We start from the raw sequence: 20,900 nt of genomic DNA, 5'->3' as shown, positions 1-20,900 counted from the left end.
GTCATTCCCCAAAATAGGCTGCGGTCACTTGCGCGAGCGCGATGTCCCGGCTGGCGCCCTGCAGCGTGACCTGGCCCTTGAGCAGGCAGGTGACCTGGTCGGACACCGCACAGGCGCGGGCCACGTCCTGCTCCACCAGCACGATGGACAGGTCCGCGCCACGGATGCGTTCGAAGGTGCGGTAGATCTCTTCCACGATCAGCGGCGCCAGGCCCAGCGAGAGCTCGTCGCAGATCAGCAGGCGCGGGTTGCTCAGCAGCGCGCGGCCGATGGCCACCATCTGCTGCTGTCCGCCCGAGAGCTGCATGGCGTTGCGCTGGCGCAGCTCCTTGAGCACCGGGAACACCTCGTACACGGCGTCCAGCGTCCAGACGCCAGAGCGGCGGGTGAGCGTGCCCATCTGCAGGTTCTCTTGCACCGTGAGCGAGGGAAACAGCATGCGGCCCTCGGGCACCATGGCGATGCCCCGGCGGGCCAGGGCTTCGGCGGGCAGGCCGGTCACGTCGGCACCGTCAAAGCGGATGCGGCCGCGGCGTGGCTGGTGCAGACCGGTGAGCGTGCGCAGCAGCGTGGTCTTGCCCGCGCCGTTGGCGCCGATGAGGGCCAGCACCTCGCCGGTCTCCAGCGCCAGGCCCACGCCCGAGATCGCTTGAAAGTCGCCGTAGAAGACGTCGACGTTGTCCACTTCAAGCAGCGGCATTGGCGGGCACCCCCATGTAGATTTCGCGCACGATGGCGCTGTCCATGACCTCGGCGGGGGTGTCCTCCAGCAGCTTGCGGCCGAAGTGCAACACCATGATGCGGTCGGCCACCGCGCGCAGCGCCTGGGCGATGTGTTCGATCCAGATCACGGCGTAGCGTTGTTTGAGCTCGTGCACCAGGTCCACCATCTGGTGCACCTCGCGCTCGGTCAGGCCGCCGGCCACCTCGTCGAGCAGCAGCAGGCGCGGCTGCGAGGCCACGGCCTTGGCCATCTCCAGGCGCTTGCGGTCCAGCAGGGGCAGGGCGCCGGCGGTCTTGTGCGCCATGGCCTCCAGCCCGCAGCGGCGCAGCGCCTCGCTCGCGGCCTGGGCGGCGGCTTCACCGCGCAGGCCCCCGGCGAAGGTGGCCGCAGCCAGGGCGTTGTCAAACACCCGCAGATTGCCAAAGGGTTGCGGCACCTGAAAGGCACGCGCCACCCCGAGCCGGGCGCGCTGGTGGACCGGCAGGCCCGACAGCGCCTTGCCGTCCAGCGCGATGTGACCCGCGTCCGCCGCCACGGTGCCCGTGATCAGGTGGAACAGCGAACTCTTGCCGGCCCCGTTGGGACCGATCACGCCCAGGCACTGGCCGACCGACAGATCGATCTCGATCCCGTCGGCCACCACCATCTGGCCATAGGCCTTGCACAGGCCCCTGACTTCCAAGCTCATGGGGTGGGCCTCACTGGAGCTGCGAGAGCCGTTCGAGCTTGCCACCCAGCGGGATGGCCGGCGCCAGCGCGTTGTTCACCACCACCAGTTCGAACGGGTGTTTCGCGCCGGCGGCGGTGCGGCGCCACTGGCCACCGGCCAGCGCGGTCTTGGCCACGCTCTTGATCGGGCTGTTCTTGAAGTCCACCTTGCCGACGATGGTGTCGATGCTGGTGGCCTGGATCGCGTCGCGCACGGCCTTGCGGTCGAACGGGTCGCCCGCGGTCTTGAGCGCGTGCAGGCCCACTTCCCACAGGGCGTGCGCGTAGCCCAGCGGTTGCGTCCACTGGTTGCCGGTGCCCTTTTCCCATTCGGCCGCGAAGTCGGCGGCGCTCTGTCCGGTGAGCGAGGAGCGGTAGGGGAAGCTGGGCGTCCACCAGACCTCGGTGGACATGCCGTTGCCCGCCGCGCCCAGACCTTTTAGCGCGCTGGGGAACAGGAAGGCCGCCGCCACGGTGCAGACCTCGGGCTTGAAGCCTTGCTGCTGCGCCTGTTTCCAGAAGGTGGCGAAGTGGCTCTCGTACATGAAGCCCGAGACGATGTCGGCGTTGGCCTTCTTGAAGCTCGCGATGGGGTTGCTGAAGTCGTCGGTGGCGACCTTGAAGAAGCCACCGGTGGACTCGCGGTAACCGGCCTTGCGCAGCGCGGGCGGCATGCCCATCAGCGGGTCGGCGAAGGCGGCCCCGGGTGGGTTGTCGATGTAGAGCGTGCCGACCGACTGGGTGGTCTTGACGCTGTCCCACAGTGCGGTGAAGGTCTTGACCACATCGTCCGCGCCCCAGAAGAAGTGGAACGAGAAGGGGAAGCCCTTGCTGACCTTGCCGTTGCGCGCGAACAGAAAGGCCTGCCAGGGCGACATGGTGCTGATCATCGGGATGCCGTGCACATCGCAGAGCTGGCCGGCGGGTGTGGAGGCGTCGCCGTCTTCCACCAGCATCAGGTCCACCTTCTCGCGCAGCACCAGCTCGCTGGCCACCTGCACCGAGCGGTTGGGGTCGGACTGGTTGTCGCGCAGCAGGATCTCCACCGGCACGCGCTTGCCACCCACCTCCAGGCCGTTCTTGAGCAGTTCGCGCACCTTGGCCAGGTGCCACTGATCGGCCACGCCGAAGGGCGCGCGCGGGCCGGACAGCGCGGTGATGTAGCCGATGCGCAGTGGCTTGGTCTGCGCGATGGCGAAGCCCGGCAGGGCGCTGGCGGCGGTCAGCGCCACCGAGGTCTTCAGGAAATCGCGGCGGGGTGGCGCGGAGGGGTGCAGGGCGGTCAGGTGATTCATGGTGGTGCTCCGGAAGCGTGGTGGGTGAGGGCGGGGGTCAGAAAGCTGAGGGGGTGGCGCGGGCGCCGGTGAATTTCAGAAGGGTGTTTTCGATGAGCCCGGGCTCCATGCCCTGGGTGATGAACACCAGCCGCGAGCGGCGCTCGGCGTCGGGCCAGGCGGGCAAGGGCACCGGCGGGTGCACCAGGTGCTGCGCGGCGTGCACCACCAGGGGGTGGTCGGGGGTTTCGGCGATGTGGATCAAGCCCTTGAAGCGCAGCAGGCGTTCGCCGCGCAGGGCGGTCAGCAGGGCGAGCCAGTGCTGGAAGGTCTCGGCCTCGAACGGCTCGTCCACCGTCAGGCACAGGGTCTGGATGTCGCTGGCGTGGGGCTTAAGCGAGCGCACGAAGACCGACTCGGTCCGCGATCCGGTGCCGCGCAGCAGCCAGGTGGTGCCGCTGTGAGGGGGCTCGCCCAGGCGCTGCTGCGGCTTCGAAAGAAACGGGTTCTCCAACTGGAGCAGGTGCTCCGAGCGCAGCGCGCCGTGGGTCACGCGGTGCTGGGGCGCGCTGGGGTTGAGGCGCGCCAGGCGCTGCTCCAGCAGCTCCAGCGCACCCAGTGGCGTCAGGTCGGTCTTGGCCAGCAGCAAGGCGTCTGCCACGGCGACCTGGCGCCGGGCTTCCTCATGCTGGTCGAGCGTGGCGAAGCCGTTGTGGGCGTCCACCACCGTGGCCACACCGGCCAGCCGGAAGTGGCGCGCGGTGTCCGGGTGCGTGGCCAGCGTGTGCAACACCGGCATGGGGTCGGCCAGGCCGGTGGTCTCCACCACCACGCGCTCGAAGCGCAGCTCGCCACGCGCGCGGCGCGCGTGCAGGTCGGCCAGGGTGAGTGTCAGGTCATCGCGCACCGAGCAGCACAGACAACCGCTCTGCAGCAAGCGCACATAGGGCGCCACATGCTGCACCAGCAGGTGGTCCAGCCCGGTCTCGCCCAGCTCGTTGATGATCACGGCCGTGTCCTTCCACTCGGCGCGCTGCATCAGGTTCTGCAGCAGCGTGGTCTTGCCACTGCCGAGGAAGCCGGTGAGCACGGTGACCGGCAGGCGTGGGTCGTTCATATCAGCTCTCCATGGCGTCGGAGCGCCACCCCGATGCATGAAAGGGTGCAGCCCCCTTGAGGGGGTCGCGCGCAGCGCGGCGGGGGTGTTTCATTTCTCGTGCACGCAGCGGCCTTCGAACCAGGTCTGCAGCACCCGCGTCTGGCCCAGTTCGGCGGGATCGATGCTGAAGAGCCGCCGGTCCAGCACGGCGAGGTCGGCCGACTTGCCGACCTCGATCGAGCCCGTGCGATCGCCCAGCCCGATGGCCTGGGCCGCGTTGATGGTGTAGGCGCGCAGGGCGTCTTCCACCCCGATGGCCTGCTCGGGGCAGAGCGCGCCTTCGAGCCGGCCGCTGGGGTCGCGGCGCGTCACCATGCCCTGCATGGCGGGCCAGGGGCTGGGGTCGGGCACCACGGGCCAGTCCGAGCCACCGGCGATGAGGGCGCCGGCGTCGAGCAGCGAGCGGATCGGTGCCATGCGGTCCACCAGTGGTTGTGGCACCGTGGCGCGGATGGCCTCGATGATCACGCTCGGGAACCACAGCGGCGGCGACAGGTCGGCCACCACATTCAGTTCGGCAAAGCGCGGAATCTCGGCCGGGTCGATGAAGCTGGCGTGCGCGATGTGGTGCTGCAGCCCCGGGCCGTTGAAGCTGCGCAGCACGTCGATGGCGTCGAGCGCGGCGCGTGTGGAGGCGTCGCCGGTGCAGTGGATCTTCACCCGGGTGCCGCGCCGCTCGCAGTCCGCCAGCACCTTGGCCAGTTGCGGCACGGTGAGCGTGGTGCCGCCCCGGAAGCAGCAGCCGTGTACCGCGTCGGGCAGGTAGGGCTCCAGCATGGCGGCGGTGCGTGCGGTGGGCACGCCGTCGAGGAAGATCTTGCCGGCGTCGGGCATGAAATGAGGGGAGCGGAAGTCGTTGCGCATGGCCAGCAGTTCTTCGGGCATCTCGCCCGGGGCCAGCGGCGCTTCGGTCATGGGCAGCGAGCCCACCACCCAGGCGCTCAGGCGTCCTTCGTCGTCCAGTGTCTTCAGGGCGCGCATCACGGCGCGCGTGGTCAGCGCTTCCTGCATGCCCGTCACGCCGCAGGCGTTGAGCCGCTTCACCGCGTGGGCGGCGGCTTGCACGTCCAGGTGGGGCGCGGCCTCGATGGCGCGGGCCACGGCCAGCTCCACCAGGCCGCAGGCCGCCTCCAGCAGCAGGCCGGTGGCCTCGCCGGTGACGGCGTCGCGCACGATGGTTCCGTTGAGCGGGTCGGGTGTGTCGCGGTGAATGCCCGCCGCCTTCAGGGCGGCCGTGCTCACAAAGCGGTTGTGGTGCGAGTCGTCGCGCAGCATCACCGGGCGCCCGCCGGCGGCCTCGTCCAGGCGCAGGCGCGCGGCGCGGTCGATCTGGCCGATCAGCGACGAGCCCCAGATGCCACCCACGATCCACTCACCGGGGCCCTTGCCGGCGGCGGCTTCGCGCACCGCGTCCAGCACCTGGTCGAGGCTGAAGACGGGCGGCACGAACACCTCGTACAGCTCGGCCCGCCCGGCCCAGACGAAGTGGTTGTGCACGTCCAGCAGGCCGGGCACCACCATCTCGCCCGGCAGCTCCACCACCGGCGCACCGGGCAGCGCGGCGCGGGCTTCGTCCAGCGTGCCCACGGCAACGATGCGGCCTTCGCGCACGGAAATTGCTTCTACCCAGGGGCGGTCGGCCGCCAGGGTGCAGATGCGCGGGTGGTGAAGGATCAGGGTCGGCAGGGTGGTGGTGTCGGTGCTCATGGGCGAGGCTCTGGGGGGTGAAATGGAACGAGGGAATCCACCGTTGCAAACGGCGCGGTGCTCGCTACGCTGGTCAGCGGGGAGGAAGTTGTCTGGCCGGTCATGGCCAACGTGTGTGAACCGATGACGCTGGGCGTCGAAAGACCGATATGTGGAATGGCCCCTCGGCTCAACTGAGCAAGCCCGACGAACTGCTGCTGGACCTGTACGCCAGCGCGGCCCAGCCTTCGCGCTGGGTGCAGTCGCTGGACCGGCTGTGCGCGTCCACCGGGGCCTGTTCCGCGGTGGTGCAGGCCTTTCGTTTTGAAGAGGGGCGCGCCCGCATCCTCTGGTCGGCACGCGACTCGCGCACCCTCTCGCGCTGGGTGATGGAGCCCGATGGTGTGGCCGATGGCGACAACCCGCGGCTGGACCACCGGCGTGTGCTGCGCGGGCTGGACCGCGTGGCCTGGGACGAAACGCTCTTCGATCCCGACGACGAAGCCCGACCCATGCTGCAGCAGCGCCTGGCCACCCTGGGGTTGGGCCGCTTCCTGGGTACCCTGCAGGACGTGGGGCGCGGCGTGTACCTGGGGCTGGCCCTGCACCGAGCGGTGCAGGACACGAGCGACTTCAACGAACAGCACGTCAACCGCCTGGCCGATCTGGCGCCCCACCTGGGGCAGGCCTTTTTGCTCACCGACCAGTTGCAGGCCTCCGTCGAACGCGACGGCCGGCTGCGCGAACTGATGGACAGCCTGTGCTTTGGCATCGTGCTGTGCGACGAGAGTGGCCGCGTGCAATGGTCCAACCGCAGCGCCGTGAGCCTGCTCGGGCCGGATGCGGCGCTGACGCTGCGCGGCGAACACCTGAACGGCCGCAACCCGGCCGAGACCCAGCGGCTGCTGGCCGAGCTGGCCCGGGCGCGGCGCGCCGTGGGGCAGGGCGTGGGCTACCTGCGGGTGGGGCAGGGCGCGCAGGCCTTGCACGTGGCCGTGCAGGCGGCGGGCGATCCGTCGGCGCTGATGCTGGTGATCTCCTCGGCCAGCCAGGTGCTGCAGCTGCCCGCGAGCGCGCTGGAGAGCCTGTTTGGACTGACGCCGACCGAGGCCCGCCTGCTGGGCGCCATTGCCACCGGCAGCACCGTGGAAGACTACGCCTTGCAGCGCGGCGTCTCCGTGGGCACGGCCCGGGTGCAGCTCAAGCAGATCCAGACCAAGACCGGCCAGCGTCGGCAGTCCGATCTGGTGCGGCTGGTGCTGTCGTCGGCGGCAGCGCATCTGTCGGGCTCCGGTCAGGCCTGGGGGCGCTGAGTTCAGAAGGTCCAGGCCGCGCGCACGGCGAACTGGGTGCCCTGGCTGCGGTTGCGCGCACCGAACTCCTTGTAGGCGTGGGCCCAGATCAGGGGCCAGTCCGAACCCAGTTCAAAGAAGCTGATCGCCGGGCCCAGGGCCATCACGCGTGAGCGGTTGCCGTCCTGGAATTTCGCGCCGTTCTGCTTGTCGTCCGTGAGCTGCTGGTACAGGTAGCCGCCGACGCCCAGCGTCCAGGGGCCGACGTGTTGGCCCAGCCCGAACTCGTGCTGGTACTCGATGCCCGAGCGGTAGTTCGTGTCCTTGTTCTTGCCGTGGACGTTGAGCTGGATGTTCGAAGAGACCTCGAAGCCTTCGGCATTGATGTAGGTGAAAGCCAGTGCCGGCGAAGCGGTCCAGTGGTTCGATCCGGTGTTGATGATTCGGTCCGCCTTGTAGGAGCCCGTGGGCAGTTGCAGCTCCAGGCGACCGTTGACGAAGAGGCCCGGAGAGGGCGTCCATTTGACGATCAACGGCGTGAGGGTCACGTCGCCCACGGCGCCGTTGGTGCCCTTGAGCGGCAGGGGCCCAGCCGGTGTGGGAATGCGCAACTGGTTGGACATGTCCAGATACGGCACCACCGCCGCGAAGCCGTAGCTGCCGCCCAGCAGCGGAATGTCGGTGGTCTTGATGATGGCCAGCGAAGCGCTGTTCACCTTGAGCTTGATGCCCACGGGCGATACCTTGCCCTGGGTGTCGCGCAGCTCGCTGGCGCTGTAGGCGGCACCGCGGATGCCCACGGTGGCCACATCGGAGGGCGGCGGCAGCATGCCGGCGCCGAATTCGAAGATGCCGAAGGGCGTGATGGGGGCGCCGCTTTCAACGCTGTGCGCCGCGCCGGCCAGGGTGAGGGCCGCGGCCGACACCAGGATTTTCGGGATGCAGAGGGATGTGGGGGACATGAAAGGCCTCTCGTGGGTCAGGGGTGGGAAGAACCGGAATCTGAGCCACAAGCGTAGGGATCGGGGTGCGCCGCGGCGCCTCCCAAACGGTATAGAGACCCATGGGGGTTTGTGCGGATGCCGCGCGCGCTATGCTGGTGCGATGAACACCTCTGACCGCATCGAACTTCGTGAACTCGTCACCGGCGGTGACCCCGCCGCCCAGCCCGTGGCCAGCATCGTGGTGCTGCACGGCCTGGGGGCCGACGGCAGCGACTTCGTGCCGATCGCGCAGGAACTGGACCTCTCCGCCATCGGCCCGGTGCGCTTCGTATTCCCCAGTGCGCCGGTGCGCCCGGTCACGATCAACGGCGGCTACGAAATGCGCGCCTGGTACGACATCCACCCACCCGGCCCCGACGGCTCGCGCCGCGAAGACGAGGCCGGGCTGCGCGCTTCACAGGCCATCGTGCAGCAGTTGCTGGACCGCGAGGCCGCGCGCGGCGTGCCGCCCGAACGCACCGTGCTCATGGGGTTTTCGCAAGGCTGCGCCATGACCCTGCTGGCTGGCTTGCGCGCGCCGCGGCGTCTGGCGGGTCTGGTGGGCCTGTCGGGCTACCTGCCGCTGGCCGGGACCACCGCCGCCGAGCGCAGCGCCGCCGGCGCGGACGTGCCGCTCTTCCTGGCCCACGGCGAATACGACGAGGTGGTGGTGATCGAGCGCGGGCTCGGCACGCGCGACCTGCTGACCGCTCTGGGATACGCGGTGGATTGGCACAGCTACCCCATGGGGCACGAGGTCTGCATGGACGAAGCGGCGGATCTCAACCGCTGGCTGGTGGCTCGCCTGGGCCAGCGCTGAGCTTGTGCACTTCAGCAACCCCGCTGTGCAGCTCCACCATCCCGTAGCTGCGTGAAATCAGGCCCACCTCTTCCAGCGCTTTGAGTGCCTTGTTGGTGCTCTGCCGGCTGACGCCCATCATCTGGGCGATCACTTCCTGTGGCACCTTGACCCGCCGGCTGGGCGTCATCCGGCTTCCGTACCCCGTGGCCACCCGCTCCAGGCGCTTGAGAATGCGTTGCTCCAGCGACAGGAAAACCGTCTCCTGGATCGAGTCCAGCGCCACCCGGAGCTTGCTGCAGGCCAGGATGCCGATGTCCCGCCAGCACAGCGGATGCTGGTTGAGCCAGGACTCCAGGGCGTCCCCCGGCACAAAGAGGACCTCGGTGTTCCCGATGGCGTGGGCGGAAAAGTGGCGCGGGCCACGGTCCAGGGTCGCAATCTCGCCCAGCCACTGGCAGGGCTCCACCTGAGAGAGCACCGCCACCCGGCCGTCCGCGTTCACGTTGCTGATCAGCAGCGCCCCGCCAATGACGCAGCAGAGGCCGCTGCCTCCTTCACCGCGCTGAAAGAGTTCCTGGCCATCGGACAACCGCATGGGGCGCGACAGCCTCACCAGGGCCGCCTGCAACTCGGCTGGGCAGGCCCGGTACCACCTGTCGGCTTGAAGTTTGAGATGCAGAGGGCTGGACTTCATGGGTGGAAAAACGTGGGCGGGTGTCGATCATGGGCAAACATCACGGATCGCCGATAAATATTAATATTAATGAATAGTTATCCACAAACTGTCAATTGTTTGACAGTCGAACAAAAATAATTCGAGCACAGTCGGGCCCCTGCTTGGAACGGTGGCGAGGCGATGCCTCATGCCCTGTGACAGCCTGAGAACGTGTTTGCCATCTCGGAATCCAGGCGGACGAAGCCTCGTCGACATGACCGTCGCGATGTCCAGCCGCATCCACACGTGCAAACGTTTGCCACTTGACGGACTTCAATCGATGGAAGAACCCATTCCCAACGTGCTGGTCGTTGGCACCGGAGCGCCAGCGCGCCATATCGGGGAAGCGCTGCGCAACTGCGGGGTCCGCGTCGACTTCGTGCAGGAGTTGAAAAGCCTGCTCGACGATGGCGCGCCGCATCCGGTCGGTACCCACATGGCCGGCAGATCCGATCTCGTGTTGTTCGCGGTGGACCCCGACGACACCCTGGAGTCGGCCATGCTGCTTCAGCGTCTGCTGCCGAAAGCCACGCCCGTGGTGGCGCTGCAACCGGGCATCCGCCGCCTGGCGTGGGCCGCCCACGCGGCCCCCCAGCTTCGGTGGATTCGCTGCGTCATGGGCTTCGATCCGGCGCAGCCCTCGGGCCAGCGGCGGACGGCCAAGACGAACCGCAAGCTCTACCTGAGCGACACCCCGCAGATCCGCCAATGGCGGTCCCGCCTGGAACGGGCCGGGTTCGAGGTGGAACTCTGCGCGGACATGCAGTCCGTGCAGTGGGGGCACCTGTTGCTGCAGCTCAGTGCCCTGCTGGTGCTGGCCTCGGGGCTGGACTACAAACAGATGTTGGCGACGCGCGCCTGGCGGCTGCGCTACGCCCGCCTGCTGGACGAAGCCCTGGGGCTGCTGGCGGGAACGGCCATCGAGCCCCGGAACATGCTGGGCGTGCCGTGGCGAACGGTGCCGATGATGCTTCGCCTGAACGATGCCCTGTTTTCCTGGCTGGCGGCGCGCCATTTTTCGGGTGGCGGCGAAGGGCTTCCCGACCTGTCCCGCGCCGACGAGCCGTCGCTGGAGCTGGCCATCGATGCCACCTGCGGAGAGCTCATGCGACTGGCGGTCGGTCTGGGAGCCGATGCACCGCGCACGGTCGATCTCGCCGAGCAGCTCATGGTGATCGGTCGCCAGCAGATCGAAGACCGCAGACTGGCGACGACGGAGTGGTGATGCGGGTCGGCCTCTTCAAACCGCTCAAAGGGCCAGCGCACTTCCGCAGGAACCCGATGGCCACGCCCCGCGAAATGCTGGAACGGCTCAAGGGAGACGTGGACAACCTGGTGGTCGGCGTGCTCGACGATCTCACTTTCGAGGTCATCCGTGCCTACCGGAACCACCCCCCACCGGGTTACCTGGAGTGGGTGTCCACCACGGCCACCCACAGAATCCGAAGGCTGGCCCAGACGGTCGCCCGCGACCGGTCCAGAACCCGATCGACCGCCGCGGCGCCGGGCTTCCATCGCCAGCCCGAAGCGATGCGGTATCTGGTGGTCAACTGGCTGGAGCCGCAGATGGAGCAGCACTTCGGCCCGCTGCCCGAAGCCGTGAAGAAGGTGTTGTCCGCCAAGGTCGGCTGACACGCTGACGCGAGGGCCGTTCTCCCCCTGTGGCGGTTGGCTGATGGGGTGTCGCCACCCGCATCGCGGGTCGTGGCTCTGCATGGCTATGCTCAGAAAGCATTGGCTGTTGTTCTGACTCATACCTACCATCTGGCGCATCTTGAACAGGTGCTCTATATGGCTTTGATGATGCGTCAGACGTTGGGGGTTCTCGGTGGCATGGGGCCCATGGCCACGGTCGATTTCTTGAGGAAGTTGACCCAGGCCACGCCGGCCTCGTGCGACCAGGAACACATTCCCCTGGTGGTCCACTTTTCATCGCAGACGCCCGACCGCTCGGACGCGCTCAGCGGTGTGGGGCCGTCGCCGCTGCCCGCGTTGATCGAGTCGGCGCTCATGATCCAGCGCTCGGGCGCCCAGGGCCTGGTGATCCCCTGCAACACCGCCCACGCGTGGTACGACGATGTGGCCAGCGCCATTCACATTCCCGTGCTGCACATCGTGGATGCCGCGGTGCAACAGCTTTCGCCATCGCTGCGGGGCCAACCGGTGGGGCTGCTCGCCACCAGCGGCACCCTCAACAGCGGCATCTACGCCGCGCGCCACCCGGAGATCCACTGGGTGCTGCCGTCCGCGCACGTGGTGGATCTGTTCGTGATGCCCGCCATCCGCTGCGTCAAGAGCGACGACATGACCCGCGCCAGCCAGTTGCTCGATGCCGCGGTCTATTCGCTGGTGGAGCAGGGCGCCCGGGCGATCATTCTGGGGTGCACGGAGTTGCCGCTGGCCCGCTCGGACCGGAACTTGCATGTGCCCCTGATCGACGCCACCGATGCCTTGGCGCACATGGCCGTTCGCTGGGCCACGGGCGGTGCGATCCCCAGCGTCTGAACACTTGAAAGGCCGTTGAACATGGAAACCACCTGGCTGGAAGACTTCGTCGTGCTGGCGGAAACGCGCAGCTTCTCGCGTGCCGCGCAGCAGCGCCATGTGACCCAGCCGGCCTTCTCGCGCCGCGTGCAGGCGTTGGAGGCCTGGGTGGGCATGGACCTGCTGGACCGCACCACCTATCCGCCGTCGTTGACCCAGGCGGGCGAACACTTCTACACCCAGGCGCAGGACCTGCTCAACCGCATCGGCCATCTGCGCCTGAGCTCCAACGAACTGCCCGGCCAGAAGCAGGAAACCATCGGCTTTGCCATTCCGCACACGCTCTCGCTGAGCTTTTTCCCCGAATGGTTGGGGAGAGCCCAGGCCGCCGTGGGGGCCATCGAAAGCCGGCTGCGCGCGGGCAACGTGCTCGACGTGGTGCTGTGGCTGGTGGAGGGCGGCTGCGACATCCTCTTCTGCTACCACCATCCCCAGCAACCCGTTCAGCTCGATCCCGAGCGCTACGAGATCCTGACCCTGGGCACCGAATCGCTGGCGCCGTATTCCCTGCGTGGCGAAAACGGCAGACCCCGGCACGACTGGCCGGGCAAGCCGCAGAAGCCCGTGCCGTTCCTGGCCTACACCTCCAGCGCCTATCTTTCGCGCATGACCGACATCGCGCTGAGCCAGGGCCGGGCCTCGCCCTACGTCAAGCGGGTCTTTGACACCGACATGGCCGAGGGCCTGCGCCGCATGGCGCTCGCCGGCCACGGTGTGGCCTTCCTGCCGGCCAGCCTCGCATCGGCCGACGTCGAGCGGGGTGACCTGTGCAAGCTCGAAGGCGGGTGGGAGCTGGAGATGCACATCCGCGCCTACCGCGAACGCCCCACCCTGAGCCGCCCGGCGCGGCCCCGCGTCGAACAACTCTGGAAGTGGATGGAGCTTCACAGCATCCCCACGCCCACCGTCGCGCTGGGCAACCACGCGGCCGCACCGAATCTGCGAAGCGCCACGCCCACCAGCCGCCGCGCGTCCGCAGTGTCCCCGTCGCCCAAGGCCAGCAGTGCCCGAACGCGCAACCGCTAACCCTCCCCGCCACCCTCACCACCGGACAAGGAGTCCTTCATGAAACCTCGCCACGTTGCAGCCCTGCTGACCCTGGGCCTGTGCGCCACCACCGCCTTTGCCGAAGGCACGCTGGACAAGATCCGCGCCAGCGGCACCATCACGCTGGGCCACCGGGACGCGTCGATCCCCTTCTCCTACCTGGACGACAAGCAGCAACCCATCGGCTACGCCATGGACCTGTGCCTGAAGGTGGTCGATGCCGTGAAGGCCGAACTCAAGCTGCCGGCTCTGAAGGTGAGCTACCAGCCCGTCACCTCGGCCACCCGCATCCCGTTGATGGCCAACGGCACGATTGACCTCGAGTGCGGCTCCACCACCAACAACGCCGAGCGCCAGAAGCAGGTGTCGTACACCATGTCGCACTTCATCACCGCCAACCGCTTCGTGGCCAAGAAGGCCGACAAGCTCAGCAAGCTCGACGACCTCAAGGGCAAGACCGTGGTCTCCACCTCGGGCACGACCAACATCCGCCAGCTCACCGAGCTCAACGCCTCGCGCAACCTGGGCATCAACATCCTCGCCGCCAAGGACCACGCGGAAGCCTTCCTGATGGTGGACACCGGACGCGCCGTGGCCTTCGTCATGGACGACATCCTGCTGGCCGGCCTCGTGGCGAACCACAGCAACCCTGGGCAGTTCGCCATCTCCAGCGAGCAGTTGTCGGTGGAGCCCTACGGGATCATGTTGCGCAAGGACGATCCCGCGTTCAAGAAAGTGGTGGACGACGCCATGACCAAGATCTACAAGGGCGGCCAGCTCACCGCGATCTACGACAAGTGGTTCATGGCGGCCATTCCCCCGCGCGGTATCCAGCTGAACATTCCCATGAGCGACGCGATGAAGAAGGTGATGAACGCGCCCACCGACTCGCCCGACCCAGCCCTGTACCGCTGAGCATTTTTCGCAGGGCCTGTGCGAGGTCGCGCAGGCCCATCCACACCATGACCTGGCCGCCCGGCCGAGGAGCACCGCTTGAACTACAACTGGAACTGGGGCATCTTCTGGGAACTGTCGCCCGATGCGACAGGCACCTACATGGCCACCCTGCTGCAGGGCCTGCGATGGACCGTGGCCACCGGCCTGAGCGCCTGGGTGATCGCGTTGCTGTTGGGTTTGGTGGTGGGCACCTTGCGCACCGTGCCCACCCGGTGGCTGGTCATGCTGGGCAATGGGTATGTGGAGCTGTTCCGCAACGTGCCCCTGCTGGTCCAGATGTTCCTGTGGTTCTTCGTCGTGCCGGAGCTGCTGCCCGTTGCCTGGGGAACCTGGGTCAAGCAGCTGCCCAACGCGTCGTTCTGGACGGCCGTGATCGCGCTGGCGTTCTTCACATCGGCGCGCGTGGCCGAGCAGGTGAAGGCGGGCATCCAGTCGCAGCCTCGAGGGCAGCTGATGGCCGCCACCGCGCTGGGCATGACCTTGTCGCAGAGCTACCGCCACGTGTTGCTGCCCATGGCGGTGCGCCTGATCCTGCCGCCGCTGACGTCCGAGTTCATGAACGTGATGAAGAACAGCGCGGTGGCCCTGACCATCGGGCTCATGGAACTCACCGCGCAGGCGCGTTCGATGCAGGAGTTCAGCTTTCAGGTGTTCGAGGCCTTCACGGCCGCCACGCTGCTCTACCTGCTGATGAACCTGGTGATCGTGCTGGGCATGCGAGCGGTCGAGCGGTTTCTCGCCGTACCGGGATTCACCGGAACCCGCACACCCGCGGCCGCCACACATTGAGTCGGGGAATCCACCGCCATGTTCAATACCTTTGATTTCGACACCATCGCCCGCTCCTGGCACACCCTGATCTTTCAGGGCCTGGCCTTCACGCTGGAGGTCACCGCACTGTCGATGCTCGGTGGCATCGTGCTGGGGACCTTGCTGGCCATGATGCGGCTGTCCTCCTTCAAGCCGCTGTCGTGGTTCGCCGGGGGCTACGTCAACCTGGTGCGCTCCATTCCGCTGGTGCTGGTGATTTTCTGGTTCTACTTCCTGGTGCCCTACATCGGCGCCTGGATCATCGGGTCGAACCAGCCGATCCGGGTGGGGGCCTTTGCCTCCGCGCTCATCACCTTCGTCATGTTCGAAGCGTGTTACTACTGCGAGATCATGCGCGCGGGCATCCAGAGCATTCCCCGCGGACAGCTCAACGCGGGTTACGCCCTGGGCTTCAACTACTGGCAGGTCATGGGCCACGTGGTCCTGCCCCAGGCGTTTCGCAACATGTTGCCCGTGCTCTTCACCCAGACCATCGTGCTGTTCCAGGACGTCTCGCTGGTCTACATCATTTCCCTGCCCGACTTCGTCACGCTGGCCAGCAAGATCGCGCAACGCGACGGACGCCTGGTCGAGATGTACCTCTTCGTGGCCGTGGTGTATTTCGCCATCTGCCTCACGCTCTCCTACGGCGTGAAGAAGCTGCAGTCCCGCCTGGCCGTGATCCGCTGAACCCCTTATCTGCACCCCTCCGCACCGCACACACAAAGCGTTTGAAAGAAAGACCCCCATGGCCATGATTGAAATCCGAGACGTGAACAAGTGGTTTGGCCCGTTCCACGCACTGAAGAACTGCAGCACCCACGTGAACAAGGGCGAGGTGGTGGTCGTCTGTGGCCCCTCGGGCTCGGGCAAGTCCACCCTGATCAAGACCGTCAACGCGCTGGAGCCCATTCAACAGGGCGAGATCACCGTGGACGGGCACAGCGTGCACGGCGGCAAGACCGACCTTTCCCGGCTGCGCTCGCGCATCGGCATGGTGTTCCAGAACTTCGAGCTGTTCCCCCATTTGTCCATCGCCAGCAATCTGGCCATCGCACAGGTCAAGGTGTTGGGGCGCAAAGAGGACGAGGCGCGGGAACGCGGCCTGCGCCTGCTGGACCGCGTTGGGCTGCTGGCGCACAAGGACAAGTTTCCCGGCCAGCTATCAGGCGGCCAGCAGCAACGCGTGGCCATTGCACGCGCGCTGTCCATGGACCCGATCGCCATGCTGTTCGACGAACCCACGTCGGCCCTCGACCCGGAGATGATCAACGAGGTGCTGGACGTGATGGTGGAACTGGCCCTGGAGGGCATGACCATGATGGTGGTGACCCACGAAATGGGCTTCGCCAAGAAGGTGGCCGACCGGGTGATCTTCATGGACGCGGGGGAGATCGTCGAGGACGCGAAGAAAGACGAATTCTTCGGCAACCCCCGCTCGGAGCGGGCCCAGGCCTTTCTCTCCAAGATCCTTCAGCACTGAGAGTCCCTCAGTCCTTGTACCAGTCGTCCACCCGGTCGCTGGGGTACTTGAAGCTGTCGCGCAGGAAGAAGGGCATGGGCAGCTTCAGGTTGGTGCCCCGGGGCGGGATGGGCGACTCGAACCATCGCTGGTAGAGCGGGTAGATCTCGCGGTCCAGGATGATTTTGCGCATGGTGTCATTGATGAGCTTCTTGAAGGCCGGCTCGTTCTTGGGCAGCACGATGGCGTAGGGCTCGATGCTCATGACCTTGCCCACCACCGCGTAGTCACCGGGCCGCTCCGCGGTGGCAATGAGGCCGTACAACAGCACGTCGTCCATGGCGAAGGCGGCGGCGCGTCCGTCGGCCACCATGGCGAAACCCTCGGCGTGGCCTTCGGCCTCCAGGATGTCGAGCCGCAGCGCCTGTTCGGCGTTCAGGCGCTTCAAGGTCTTGAGGTTGGTGGAGCCTTTGGTGGACACCACCTTCTGGCCCGCGAGGTCGGTCAGGGCCGTCACACCCGCGCTCTTGCGCACCACCAGCCGCGACGACGACACGAAGTGGGCCACCGTGTAGTCCACCAGCTTGCGGCGCTCGGCGTTGTTGGTGGTGGAGCCACACTCCAGGTCGGCCTGGCGTTGTGCGATCGCGGTGATGCGTGTGCTCGAACTCACCGGCAGGTACTTCACGTCCAGCGTGGGCAGCGCCAGGTGCACCCGCACGGCCTCCACCAGCCGGTGGCACAGATCAATGGAATACCCCATGACCCGGCCTTGCCCGTCCACGTAGGAGAAGGGGATCGAGGCGTCGCGGTGGGCTAGCACCATGTGCTTGCGTGCCCTGATCTCATCGAGCAGGTCGGCCTGCGCCGTTGGCGCCACTGCCAGTGCACAGGCCACCGCCGCGGTCTGTGTCGCACGGCGGCCGAAAAACAGGCCCAGATTCATCCGAAATCCTTTCGCAAGACCCACACAGGTTCCCGGTCCATGCTACTGAGTTGGGGCACGAAATTTCTCGCTGGCGGCCGGTGATGCCGAGCGCGCATGGCGCGCCGTGGCCGCTGGGCATTGCGCGGCGACATGCGGATGGGGCGGCGACCCCAATGGCCTACAGGTGGGGCGGTGTTTTCGCGCGGGAAGACAGGCCCGTGTGGACCGCGCGGGTGTTCCCGTCGCATGCGCGAAGGGCATCGGGTGCCCTTCGCGTGCAGGTGTTTTCAGGCGGTGTTCACGCCTTCGCTGCCGAACGGTTCGCTTTGAAAGGCCGGCGCAGCGCAGCCACCCAGGCCAAGGCTTCGCGCCCATACAGGATCAGCGCCAGCGCCACCAGGATCAGCGGCATCGCCACGAACACCCAGCCGGTGAGCTGCTCGCCCCCGAGCAGCACGCCCACGCACAGGGCCACCACCGGGTTGACGAACGAGTAGCTGCCGGCCAGCGCGGCCGAGCTGTTTTTCAGCAGCCACAGGTAGGCGTTGAGCGTGACCAGGGTGCCCATCACCACCAGATACAGCCAGGCCGCGCCGGACGCGGCCGTGACCTGGCTCCACTGGAACCGCTGCGCGCCCGGCTCCCACAGCGCCGCCACCAGCAAGCCCAGCAGGCCGCCCACCAGCCACTGCGCGCCCGAGGCCATGGCGGGCGCGGGCAGGGCCATCTTGCGCGAGGCGTAGGAGCCCAGGCTCCAGGCCAGCGGTGCGCCGAAGGCGCACAACGTGCCCAGCACCGTGCTGGAAAAGTCGCCCTCCAGGGCCAGCACCAGCGCGCCGGTGGCGCCCAGCACCAGGCCGATCCAGCTGGTCAGCGGCACCGGCTCGCCGCCCCAGCGCGTCCACAGCGCCAGCCACATGGGCATGGTGGTCACCACCGTGGCCATCAGCCCCGAGCCGATGCCCAGCCGCTGCGCCAGCACCACCAGGGCCATGGCGGCGAAGGCCATGAGCGCGCCGATGAGCGCGCTGCCGCGCCATTGCGCCGCCGTGGGCCAGGCCTGGCCCTGCCAGCGCGCATACGCCAGCATCACCGCGCCCGCCAGCACGAAACGCGCGCCATTCATGAGCAGCGGGGGCAGGCTCTGCATCGCCACGCCGATCGCGAAATAGGTGGTGCCCCACACCAGGTAGACAATCAGCAGGGCGCCGGCCAGGCGCATGGTCTGGCCTTCAAGCCCTGGGTTCTTGAGAATGGCTGGCATTTTGTGGCTCCTGGAAGATAATTTCTGGTAAAAATTGCAGGAGCCAGATTTTGAACAGAATTGGGTCGCTATGCAAGCAAATATTCAGCTCGATGACGTTGACTCAAGAATTTTGACGGCTTTGGGCGCGGACAGCCGTCGTTCTTACGCCGACGTGGCGTCCGAGGTGGGCCTGTCCACCGCGGCCGTGCACGAGCGGGTGAAGAAGATGCTGGAGCGTGGGGTGATCGAGCGTTTCTCGCTGCGCGTCGACCCGGACCGCGTGGGCCTGCGTTTCACGGCCTTCGTGGCCGTGCGCAACGACGGCGGCATCCACTGCCGCGAGGTAGCGCCGCTGCTGCGCGAGATGCCCGAGGTGCTGGAACTGCACAGCGTGGCCGGCGAATACGACTTTCTGGCCAAGATCCGCACCACCCATGCCCGCGCGCTGGAAGAAGTGCTCTACAAGATCAAGGCCATCCCCGGTGTGGCGCGCACCACCAGCACCGTGGTGCTGAACACCGAGTTCGAAGACCGGCCGCTGCGCCTGCCATGAACCGCGTTGGCACGCCGGTGCGCGGCGAGAAGCGCGGGCGCGCCGCCGGCCCGTGCGCGTGGAGGCGGTCACCGTGTTGAGCTTCGTGGCGCGCCGGTGGCGGGGCGAGGTGCCGGTGCTCACGCTGTTCTGGCGCGACACACTGCTGGTGGGCAGCCTGGTCAATGTGCTGGCCACCTTCGTGGCGCTGGCGATCGTCTCGCAGGACGGCCCGGCCGGTCTGGCCGCGTTTCTGCATTTCCTGCCCTTGCCCTACAACCTGTTCCTGGTGGCCGCGCTCTGGCGCTCGCCCGAGCGCAGCCCCGCGCTGCGTTGGGCCTCGTGTGTGTGGCTGTTCGTGGCCACGTTGGTTTAGGCCCCCCCGCAGCGCTTCGCGCTACCCCCCAGGGGGCGACACCAGCCGTCCGGCAAAGCCGGCCCGGCGGTGTCCCCGGCCGGACCGTTTCAGGCGTCGCGGGTTGCGCTCCGTGCGAGGGAGCCGCTGAAATGCTGCTTCAGCGCGCCGCTTCGGCCAGTTGCTGCGCCAGCCGGTTGTGGCGCTCCACCAACGGCCCGAGGTCGACGGTGGTGAGCTGGCCTTCGCGCACCACCACCCGGCCGTTGACCACGGTGTAGGCCGCGGGCGGACTGGCGCAGAGCAGCAGGCTGGCCACGGGGTCGTGCACGGCGCCGCCGGCAAAGCCCAGCGTGCGCAGGTCGAACAAGGCGAAGTCGGCGCACATGCCCACGGCCAGGTGGCCGATGTCCTGGCGCCCCAGCACCTGCGCGCCGCCGCGCGTGGCGATGTGCAGCGCGTCGCGCGCGGTCATTTCGGCCGGGCCGAGGTCGCAGCCGAAGAAGGTCTTTCCGTCGCGGGTTTCGGGCGGCATCAAGGCGCGGCCCACGCGGGCGAGCAGCATCGCTTGTCGTGCCTCGTTGACCATGTGCGCCGCGTCGTTGCTGGCGCTGCCGTCCACGCCCAGGCCCACCGGCACGCCGGCGTTCAGCATGCGACGGACCGGCGCGATGCCAGAGGCCAGGCGCATGTTGCTGCAGGGGCAGTGCGCCACGCCGGTGCGGCTGGCGGCGAAGAGCGAAATGCCTTCGTCGTCGAGCTTCACGCAGTGCGCGTGCCACACATCGTCGCCCAGCCAGCCCAACTCCTGCGCGTATTGCGCGGGCGTCTTGTTGAAGGTTTCGCGGCTGTAGGCGATGTCGTGGTCGTTCTCGGCCAAGTGGGTGTGCAGGCGCACGCCTTGCCCTTTGAAGCTGCGGGCGAGCAGGGCGCTCTGGCGCATCAGATCGGGGCTCACCGAAAACGGCGAACACGGCGCCAGCGCCACCTGCAGCATGGCACCGTGTGCCGCGCTGTGCCAGGTCTCGATCAGGCGCTGGCTGTCTTTCAGGATCGCGTCTTCTTGTTCCACCACGCGGTCCGGCGGCAGGCCGCCCGCGCTCTGGCCCACGCTCATGCTGCCGCGCGTGGCCACGAAACGCATGCCGATGCGTTGCGCCGCCTCGATGCTGTCTTCCAGCCGCACACCGTTGGGGTAGATATACAGGTGGTCGCTGCTGGTGGTACAGCCCGACAGCAGCAGTTCGGCCATCGCCACCTGGGTCGAGACCTGCACCATCTGTGGCGTGAGCCCGGCCCAGATCGGGTACAGCCCGCGCAGCCAGCCGAAGAGCTCGGCGTCCTGCACGCCGGGAACTGCCCGCGTGAGTGACTGGAACATGTGGTGGTGCGTGTTCACCAGCCCGGGCATGACGAGGTGGCCGCGCGCGTCTATGGTGTCAATGGCCTCGTCGCGCAGCGCGGGTGGCAGCTCGGCGGCGGGGCCGATCCATTCGATGACGTTGTCGCGCACGAAGAGGGACGCGTCCGCCAGCTCGCGGCCCTGCGCCGGGTCGGCGTGGTCGAGGCAGGCGATGCAGGTGGCGTGGTGGATCAGCAGGCTGGGCATGGCGTGAGCGTGGGGGAGTGTGGCGACAATGGCGGCAGTTGCCATTCTCAACCCAGCCCGTTCAACC

At 67.6% G+C, this 20,900-nt stretch carries 22 protein-coding genes; 12 read left to right on the top strand and 10 right to left on the bottom strand.

Going from position 1 to position 20,900, the window contains the following annotated elements; genetic code table 11:
- Position 1 precedes the first annotated feature (1 nt).
- The 5 genes from AC07YZ_RS13560 to AC07YZ_RS13540 form a co-directional block, all read right to left on the bottom strand.
- Positions 2–700: an ABC transporter ATP-binding protein gene (locus AC07YZ_RS13560; RefSeq protein WP_494795119.1), complete on the bottom strand. Its 699-nt coding sequence runs from the start codon at positions 698–700 to the stop codon at positions 2–4.
- Positions 687–1,412, bottom strand: a complete 726-nt coding sequence (locus tag AC07YZ_RS13555; RefSeq protein ID WP_494795118.1) for an ABC transporter ATP-binding protein — start codon at positions 1,410–1,412, stop codon at positions 687–689. The genes AC07YZ_RS13560 and AC07YZ_RS13555 overlap by 14 nt, the downstream gene beginning before the upstream one ends.
- 10 nt (positions 1,413–1,422) lie before the next feature.
- Complete coding sequence (locus AC07YZ_RS13550) at positions 1,423–2,727, bottom strand: ABC transporter substrate-binding protein (protein ID WP_494795117.1); 1,305 nt, start codon at positions 2,725–2,727, stop codon at positions 1,423–1,425.
- A 37-nt stretch (positions 2,728–2,764) separates the two neighbouring features.
- Positions 2,765–3,823: a CobW family GTP-binding protein gene (locus tag AC07YZ_RS13545; protein WP_494795116.1), complete on the bottom strand. Its 1,059-nt coding sequence runs from the start codon at positions 3,821–3,823 to the stop codon at positions 2,765–2,767.
- A 90-nt stretch (positions 3,824–3,913) separates the two neighbouring features.
- A complete protein-coding gene (locus tag AC07YZ_RS13540) occupies positions 3,914–5,572 on the bottom strand; it encodes an amidohydrolase (protein WP_494795115.1) in 1,659 nt (552 codons plus the stop codon).
- Between the two features lie 149 nt (positions 5,573–5,721).
- Between AC07YZ_RS13540 and AC07YZ_RS13535 the strand changes: the two genes are divergently transcribed.
- Positions 5,722–6,864 carry a helix-turn-helix transcriptional regulator gene (locus AC07YZ_RS13535; protein WP_494795114.1) on the top strand — a complete coding sequence of 381 codons (1,143 nt, stop codon included), beginning with the start codon at positions 5,722–5,724 and terminating at the stop codon, positions 6,862–6,864.
- 2 nt (positions 6,865–6,866) lie between these two features.
- Here AC07YZ_RS13535 and AC07YZ_RS13530 read toward each other — a convergent pair whose 3' ends face one another.
- Positions 6,867–7,805, bottom strand: a complete 939-nt coding sequence (locus AC07YZ_RS13530; RefSeq protein WP_494795113.1) for a SphA family protein — start codon at positions 7,803–7,805, stop codon at positions 6,867–6,869.
- A gap of 142 nt (positions 7,806–7,947) precedes the next feature.
- Here AC07YZ_RS13530 and AC07YZ_RS13525 point away from each other — a divergent pair, with 142 nt between their 5' ends.
- A complete protein-coding gene (locus AC07YZ_RS13525) occupies positions 7,948–8,646 on the top strand; it encodes an alpha/beta hydrolase (protein WP_494795112.1) in 699 nt (232 codons plus the stop codon).
- Here AC07YZ_RS13525 and AC07YZ_RS13520 read toward each other — a convergent pair.
- Complete coding sequence (locus AC07YZ_RS13520) at positions 8,609–9,322, bottom strand: Crp/Fnr family transcriptional regulator (RefSeq protein ID WP_494795111.1); 714 nt, start codon at positions 9,320–9,322, stop codon at positions 8,609–8,611. The two genes, AC07YZ_RS13525 and AC07YZ_RS13520, sit on opposite strands and share 38 nt — an antisense overlap.
- A 301-nt stretch (positions 9,323–9,623) precedes the next feature.
- On the opposite strand from AC07YZ_RS13520, the gene AC07YZ_RS13515 reads away from it, so the two are divergent.
- The 8 genes from AC07YZ_RS13515 (at position 9,624) to AC07YZ_RS13480 (ending at position 16,184) form a co-directional block, all read left to right on the top strand.
- Positions 9,624–10,568, top strand: a complete 945-nt coding sequence (locus AC07YZ_RS13515) for a hypothetical protein (RefSeq protein ID WP_494795110.1) — start codon at positions 9,624–9,626, stop codon at positions 10,566–10,568.
- A 56-nt stretch (positions 10,569–10,624) separates the two neighbouring features.
- Positions 10,625–10,975, top strand: coding sequence for a hypothetical protein (locus tag AC07YZ_RS13510; RefSeq protein ID WP_494795109.1), 351 nt, complete (start codon positions 10,625–10,627; stop codon positions 10,973–10,975).
- A gap of 159 nt (positions 10,976–11,134) precedes the next feature.
- A complete protein-coding gene (gene cuyB, locus AC07YZ_RS13505; protein ID WP_494795108.1) occupies positions 11,135–11,848 on the top strand; it encodes a cysteate racemase in 714 nt (237 codons plus the stop codon).
- Positions 11,849–11,869: 21 nt separating this feature from the next.
- Positions 11,870–12,913, top strand: coding sequence for a LysR family transcriptional regulator (locus AC07YZ_RS13500; protein WP_494795107.1), 1,044 nt, complete (start codon positions 11,870–11,872; stop codon positions 12,911–12,913).
- 39 nt (positions 12,914–12,952) lie between these two features.
- Complete coding sequence (locus tag AC07YZ_RS13495; protein WP_226491956.1) at positions 12,953–13,849, top strand: amino acid ABC transporter substrate-binding protein; 897 nt, start codon at positions 12,953–12,955, stop codon at positions 13,847–13,849.
- Between the two features lie 78 nt (positions 13,850–13,927).
- A complete protein-coding gene (locus AC07YZ_RS13490; RefSeq protein WP_226491957.1) occupies positions 13,928–14,680 on the top strand; it encodes an amino acid ABC transporter permease in 753 nt (250 codons plus the stop codon).
- Between the two features lie 18 nt (positions 14,681–14,698).
- On the top strand, positions 14,699–15,391 hold the full coding sequence (locus tag AC07YZ_RS13485) for an amino acid ABC transporter permease (RefSeq protein ID WP_226491958.1): 693 nt from the start codon (positions 14,699–14,701) through the stop codon (positions 15,389–15,391).
- Between the two features lie 64 nt (positions 15,392–15,455).
- Positions 15,456–16,184, top strand: coding sequence for an amino acid ABC transporter ATP-binding protein (locus AC07YZ_RS13480; RefSeq protein WP_226494682.1), 729 nt, complete (start codon positions 15,456–15,458; stop codon positions 16,182–16,184).
- A gap of 7 nt (positions 16,185–16,191) precedes the next feature.
- On the opposite strand, the gene AC07YZ_RS13475 is transcribed toward AC07YZ_RS13480, so the two are convergent.
- Both AC07YZ_RS13475 and AC07YZ_RS13470 read right to left on the bottom strand, forming a co-directional pair.
- Positions 16,192–17,109 (bottom strand): amino acid ABC transporter substrate-binding protein, encoded by a 918-nt coding sequence (locus AC07YZ_RS13475; RefSeq protein ID WP_494795106.1) that lies wholly within the window; start codon positions 17,107–17,109, stop codon positions 16,192–16,194.
- A 280-nt stretch (positions 17,110–17,389) separates the two neighbouring features.
- Entirely contained in the window at positions 17,390–18,355 is a 966-nt protein-coding gene (locus AC07YZ_RS13470; RefSeq protein WP_494795105.1) for an EamA family transporter, read from the bottom strand.
- A 70-nt stretch (positions 18,356–18,425) separates the two neighbouring features.
- Here AC07YZ_RS13470 and AC07YZ_RS13465 point away from each other — a divergent pair, with 70 nt between their 5' ends.
- On the top strand, positions 18,426–18,890 hold the full coding sequence (locus AC07YZ_RS13465; RefSeq protein WP_226491961.1) for an Lrp/AsnC family transcriptional regulator: 465 nt from the start codon (positions 18,426–18,428) through the stop codon (positions 18,888–18,890).
- Between the two features lie 73 nt (positions 18,891–18,963).
- Positions 18,964–19,245 carry a hypothetical protein gene (locus AC07YZ_RS13460; protein WP_494795104.1) on the top strand — a complete coding sequence of 94 codons (282 nt, stop codon included), beginning with the start codon at positions 18,964–18,966 and terminating at the stop codon, positions 19,243–19,245.
- Between the two features lie 139 nt (positions 19,246–19,384).
- Here the strand turns inward: AC07YZ_RS13460 and AC07YZ_RS13455 are convergent, their stop codons facing one another.
- A complete protein-coding gene (locus tag AC07YZ_RS13455; RefSeq protein ID WP_494795103.1) occupies positions 19,385–20,833 on the bottom strand; it encodes an 8-oxoguanine deaminase in 1,449 nt (482 codons plus the stop codon).
- Positions 20,834–20,900: the final 67 nt, after the last annotated feature.

The sequence above is a fragment of the Hydrogenophaga sp. GW101-3F08 genome (assembly GCF_059424585.1).
Note: the sequence above shows the minus strand (reverse complement) of the source record. Positions and strands in the feature narration are given on the sequence as shown.

What these genes read in the sequence shown, in the direction of transcription:
- AC07YZ_RS13560 (WP_494795119.1), bottom strand. Translation starts at nt 700, where the DNA reads ATGCCGCTGCTTGAAGTGGACAACGTCGACGTCTTCTACGGCGACTTT.
- AC07YZ_RS13555 (WP_494795118.1), bottom strand. Translation starts at nt 1,412, where the DNA reads ATGAGCTTGGAAGTCAGGGGCCTGTGCAAGGCCTATGGCCAGATGGTG.
- AC07YZ_RS13550 (WP_494795117.1), bottom strand. Translation starts at nt 2,727, where the DNA reads ATGAATCACCTGACCGCCCTGCACCCCTCCGCGCCACCCCGCCGCGAT.
- AC07YZ_RS13545 (WP_494795116.1), bottom strand. Translation starts at nt 3,823, where the DNA reads ATGAACGACCCACGCCTGCCGGTCACCGTGCTCACCGGCTTCCTCGGC.
- AC07YZ_RS13540 (WP_494795115.1), bottom strand. Translation starts at nt 5,572, where the DNA reads ATGAGCACCGACACCACCACCCTGCCGACCCTGATCCTTCACCACCCG.
- AC07YZ_RS13535 (WP_494795114.1), top strand. Translation starts at nt 5,722, where the DNA reads ATGTGGAATGGCCCCTCGGCTCAACTGAGCAAGCCCGACGAACTGCTG.
- AC07YZ_RS13530 (WP_494795113.1), bottom strand. Translation starts at nt 7,805, where the DNA reads ATGTCCCCCACATCCCTCTGCATCCCGAAAATCCTGGTGTCGGCCGCG.
- AC07YZ_RS13525 (WP_494795112.1), top strand. Translation starts at nt 7,948, where the DNA reads ATGAACACCTCTGACCGCATCGAACTTCGTGAACTCGTCACCGGCGGT.
- AC07YZ_RS13520 (WP_494795111.1), bottom strand. Translation starts at nt 9,322, where the DNA reads ATGAAGTCCAGCCCTCTGCATCTCAAACTTCAAGCCGACAGGTGGTAC.
- AC07YZ_RS13515 (WP_494795110.1), top strand. Translation starts at nt 9,624, where the DNA reads ATGGAAGAACCCATTCCCAACGTGCTGGTCGTTGGCACCGGAGCGCCA.
- AC07YZ_RS13510 (WP_494795109.1), top strand. Translation starts at nt 10,625, where the DNA reads ATGGCCACGCCCCGCGAAATGCTGGAACGGCTCAAGGGAGACGTGGAC.
- cuyB (WP_494795108.1), top strand. Translation starts at nt 11,135, where the DNA reads ATGGCTTTGATGATGCGTCAGACGTTGGGGGTTCTCGGTGGCATGGGG.
- AC07YZ_RS13500 (WP_494795107.1), top strand. Translation starts at nt 11,870, where the DNA reads ATGGAAACCACCTGGCTGGAAGACTTCGTCGTGCTGGCGGAAACGCGC.
- AC07YZ_RS13495 (WP_226491956.1), top strand. Translation starts at nt 12,953, where the DNA reads ATGAAACCTCGCCACGTTGCAGCCCTGCTGACCCTGGGCCTGTGCGCC.
- AC07YZ_RS13485 (WP_226491958.1), top strand. Translation starts at nt 14,699, where the DNA reads ATGTTCAATACCTTTGATTTCGACACCATCGCCCGCTCCTGGCACACC.
- AC07YZ_RS13480 (WP_226494682.1), top strand. Translation starts at nt 15,456, where the DNA reads ATGATTGAAATCCGAGACGTGAACAAGTGGTTTGGCCCGTTCCACGCA.
- AC07YZ_RS13475 (WP_494795106.1), bottom strand. Translation starts at nt 17,109, where the DNA reads ATGAATCTGGGCCTGTTTTTCGGCCGCCGTGCGACACAGACCGCGGCG.
- AC07YZ_RS13470 (WP_494795105.1), bottom strand. Translation starts at nt 18,355, where the DNA reads ATGCCAGCCATTCTCAAGAACCCAGGGCTTGAAGGCCAGACCATGCGC.
- AC07YZ_RS13465 (WP_226491961.1), top strand. Translation starts at nt 18,426, where the DNA reads ATGCAAGCAAATATTCAGCTCGATGACGTTGACTCAAGAATTTTGACG.
- AC07YZ_RS13455 (WP_494795103.1), bottom strand. Translation starts at nt 20,833, where the DNA reads ATGCCCAGCCTGCTGATCCACCACGCCACCTGCATCGCCTGCCTCGAC.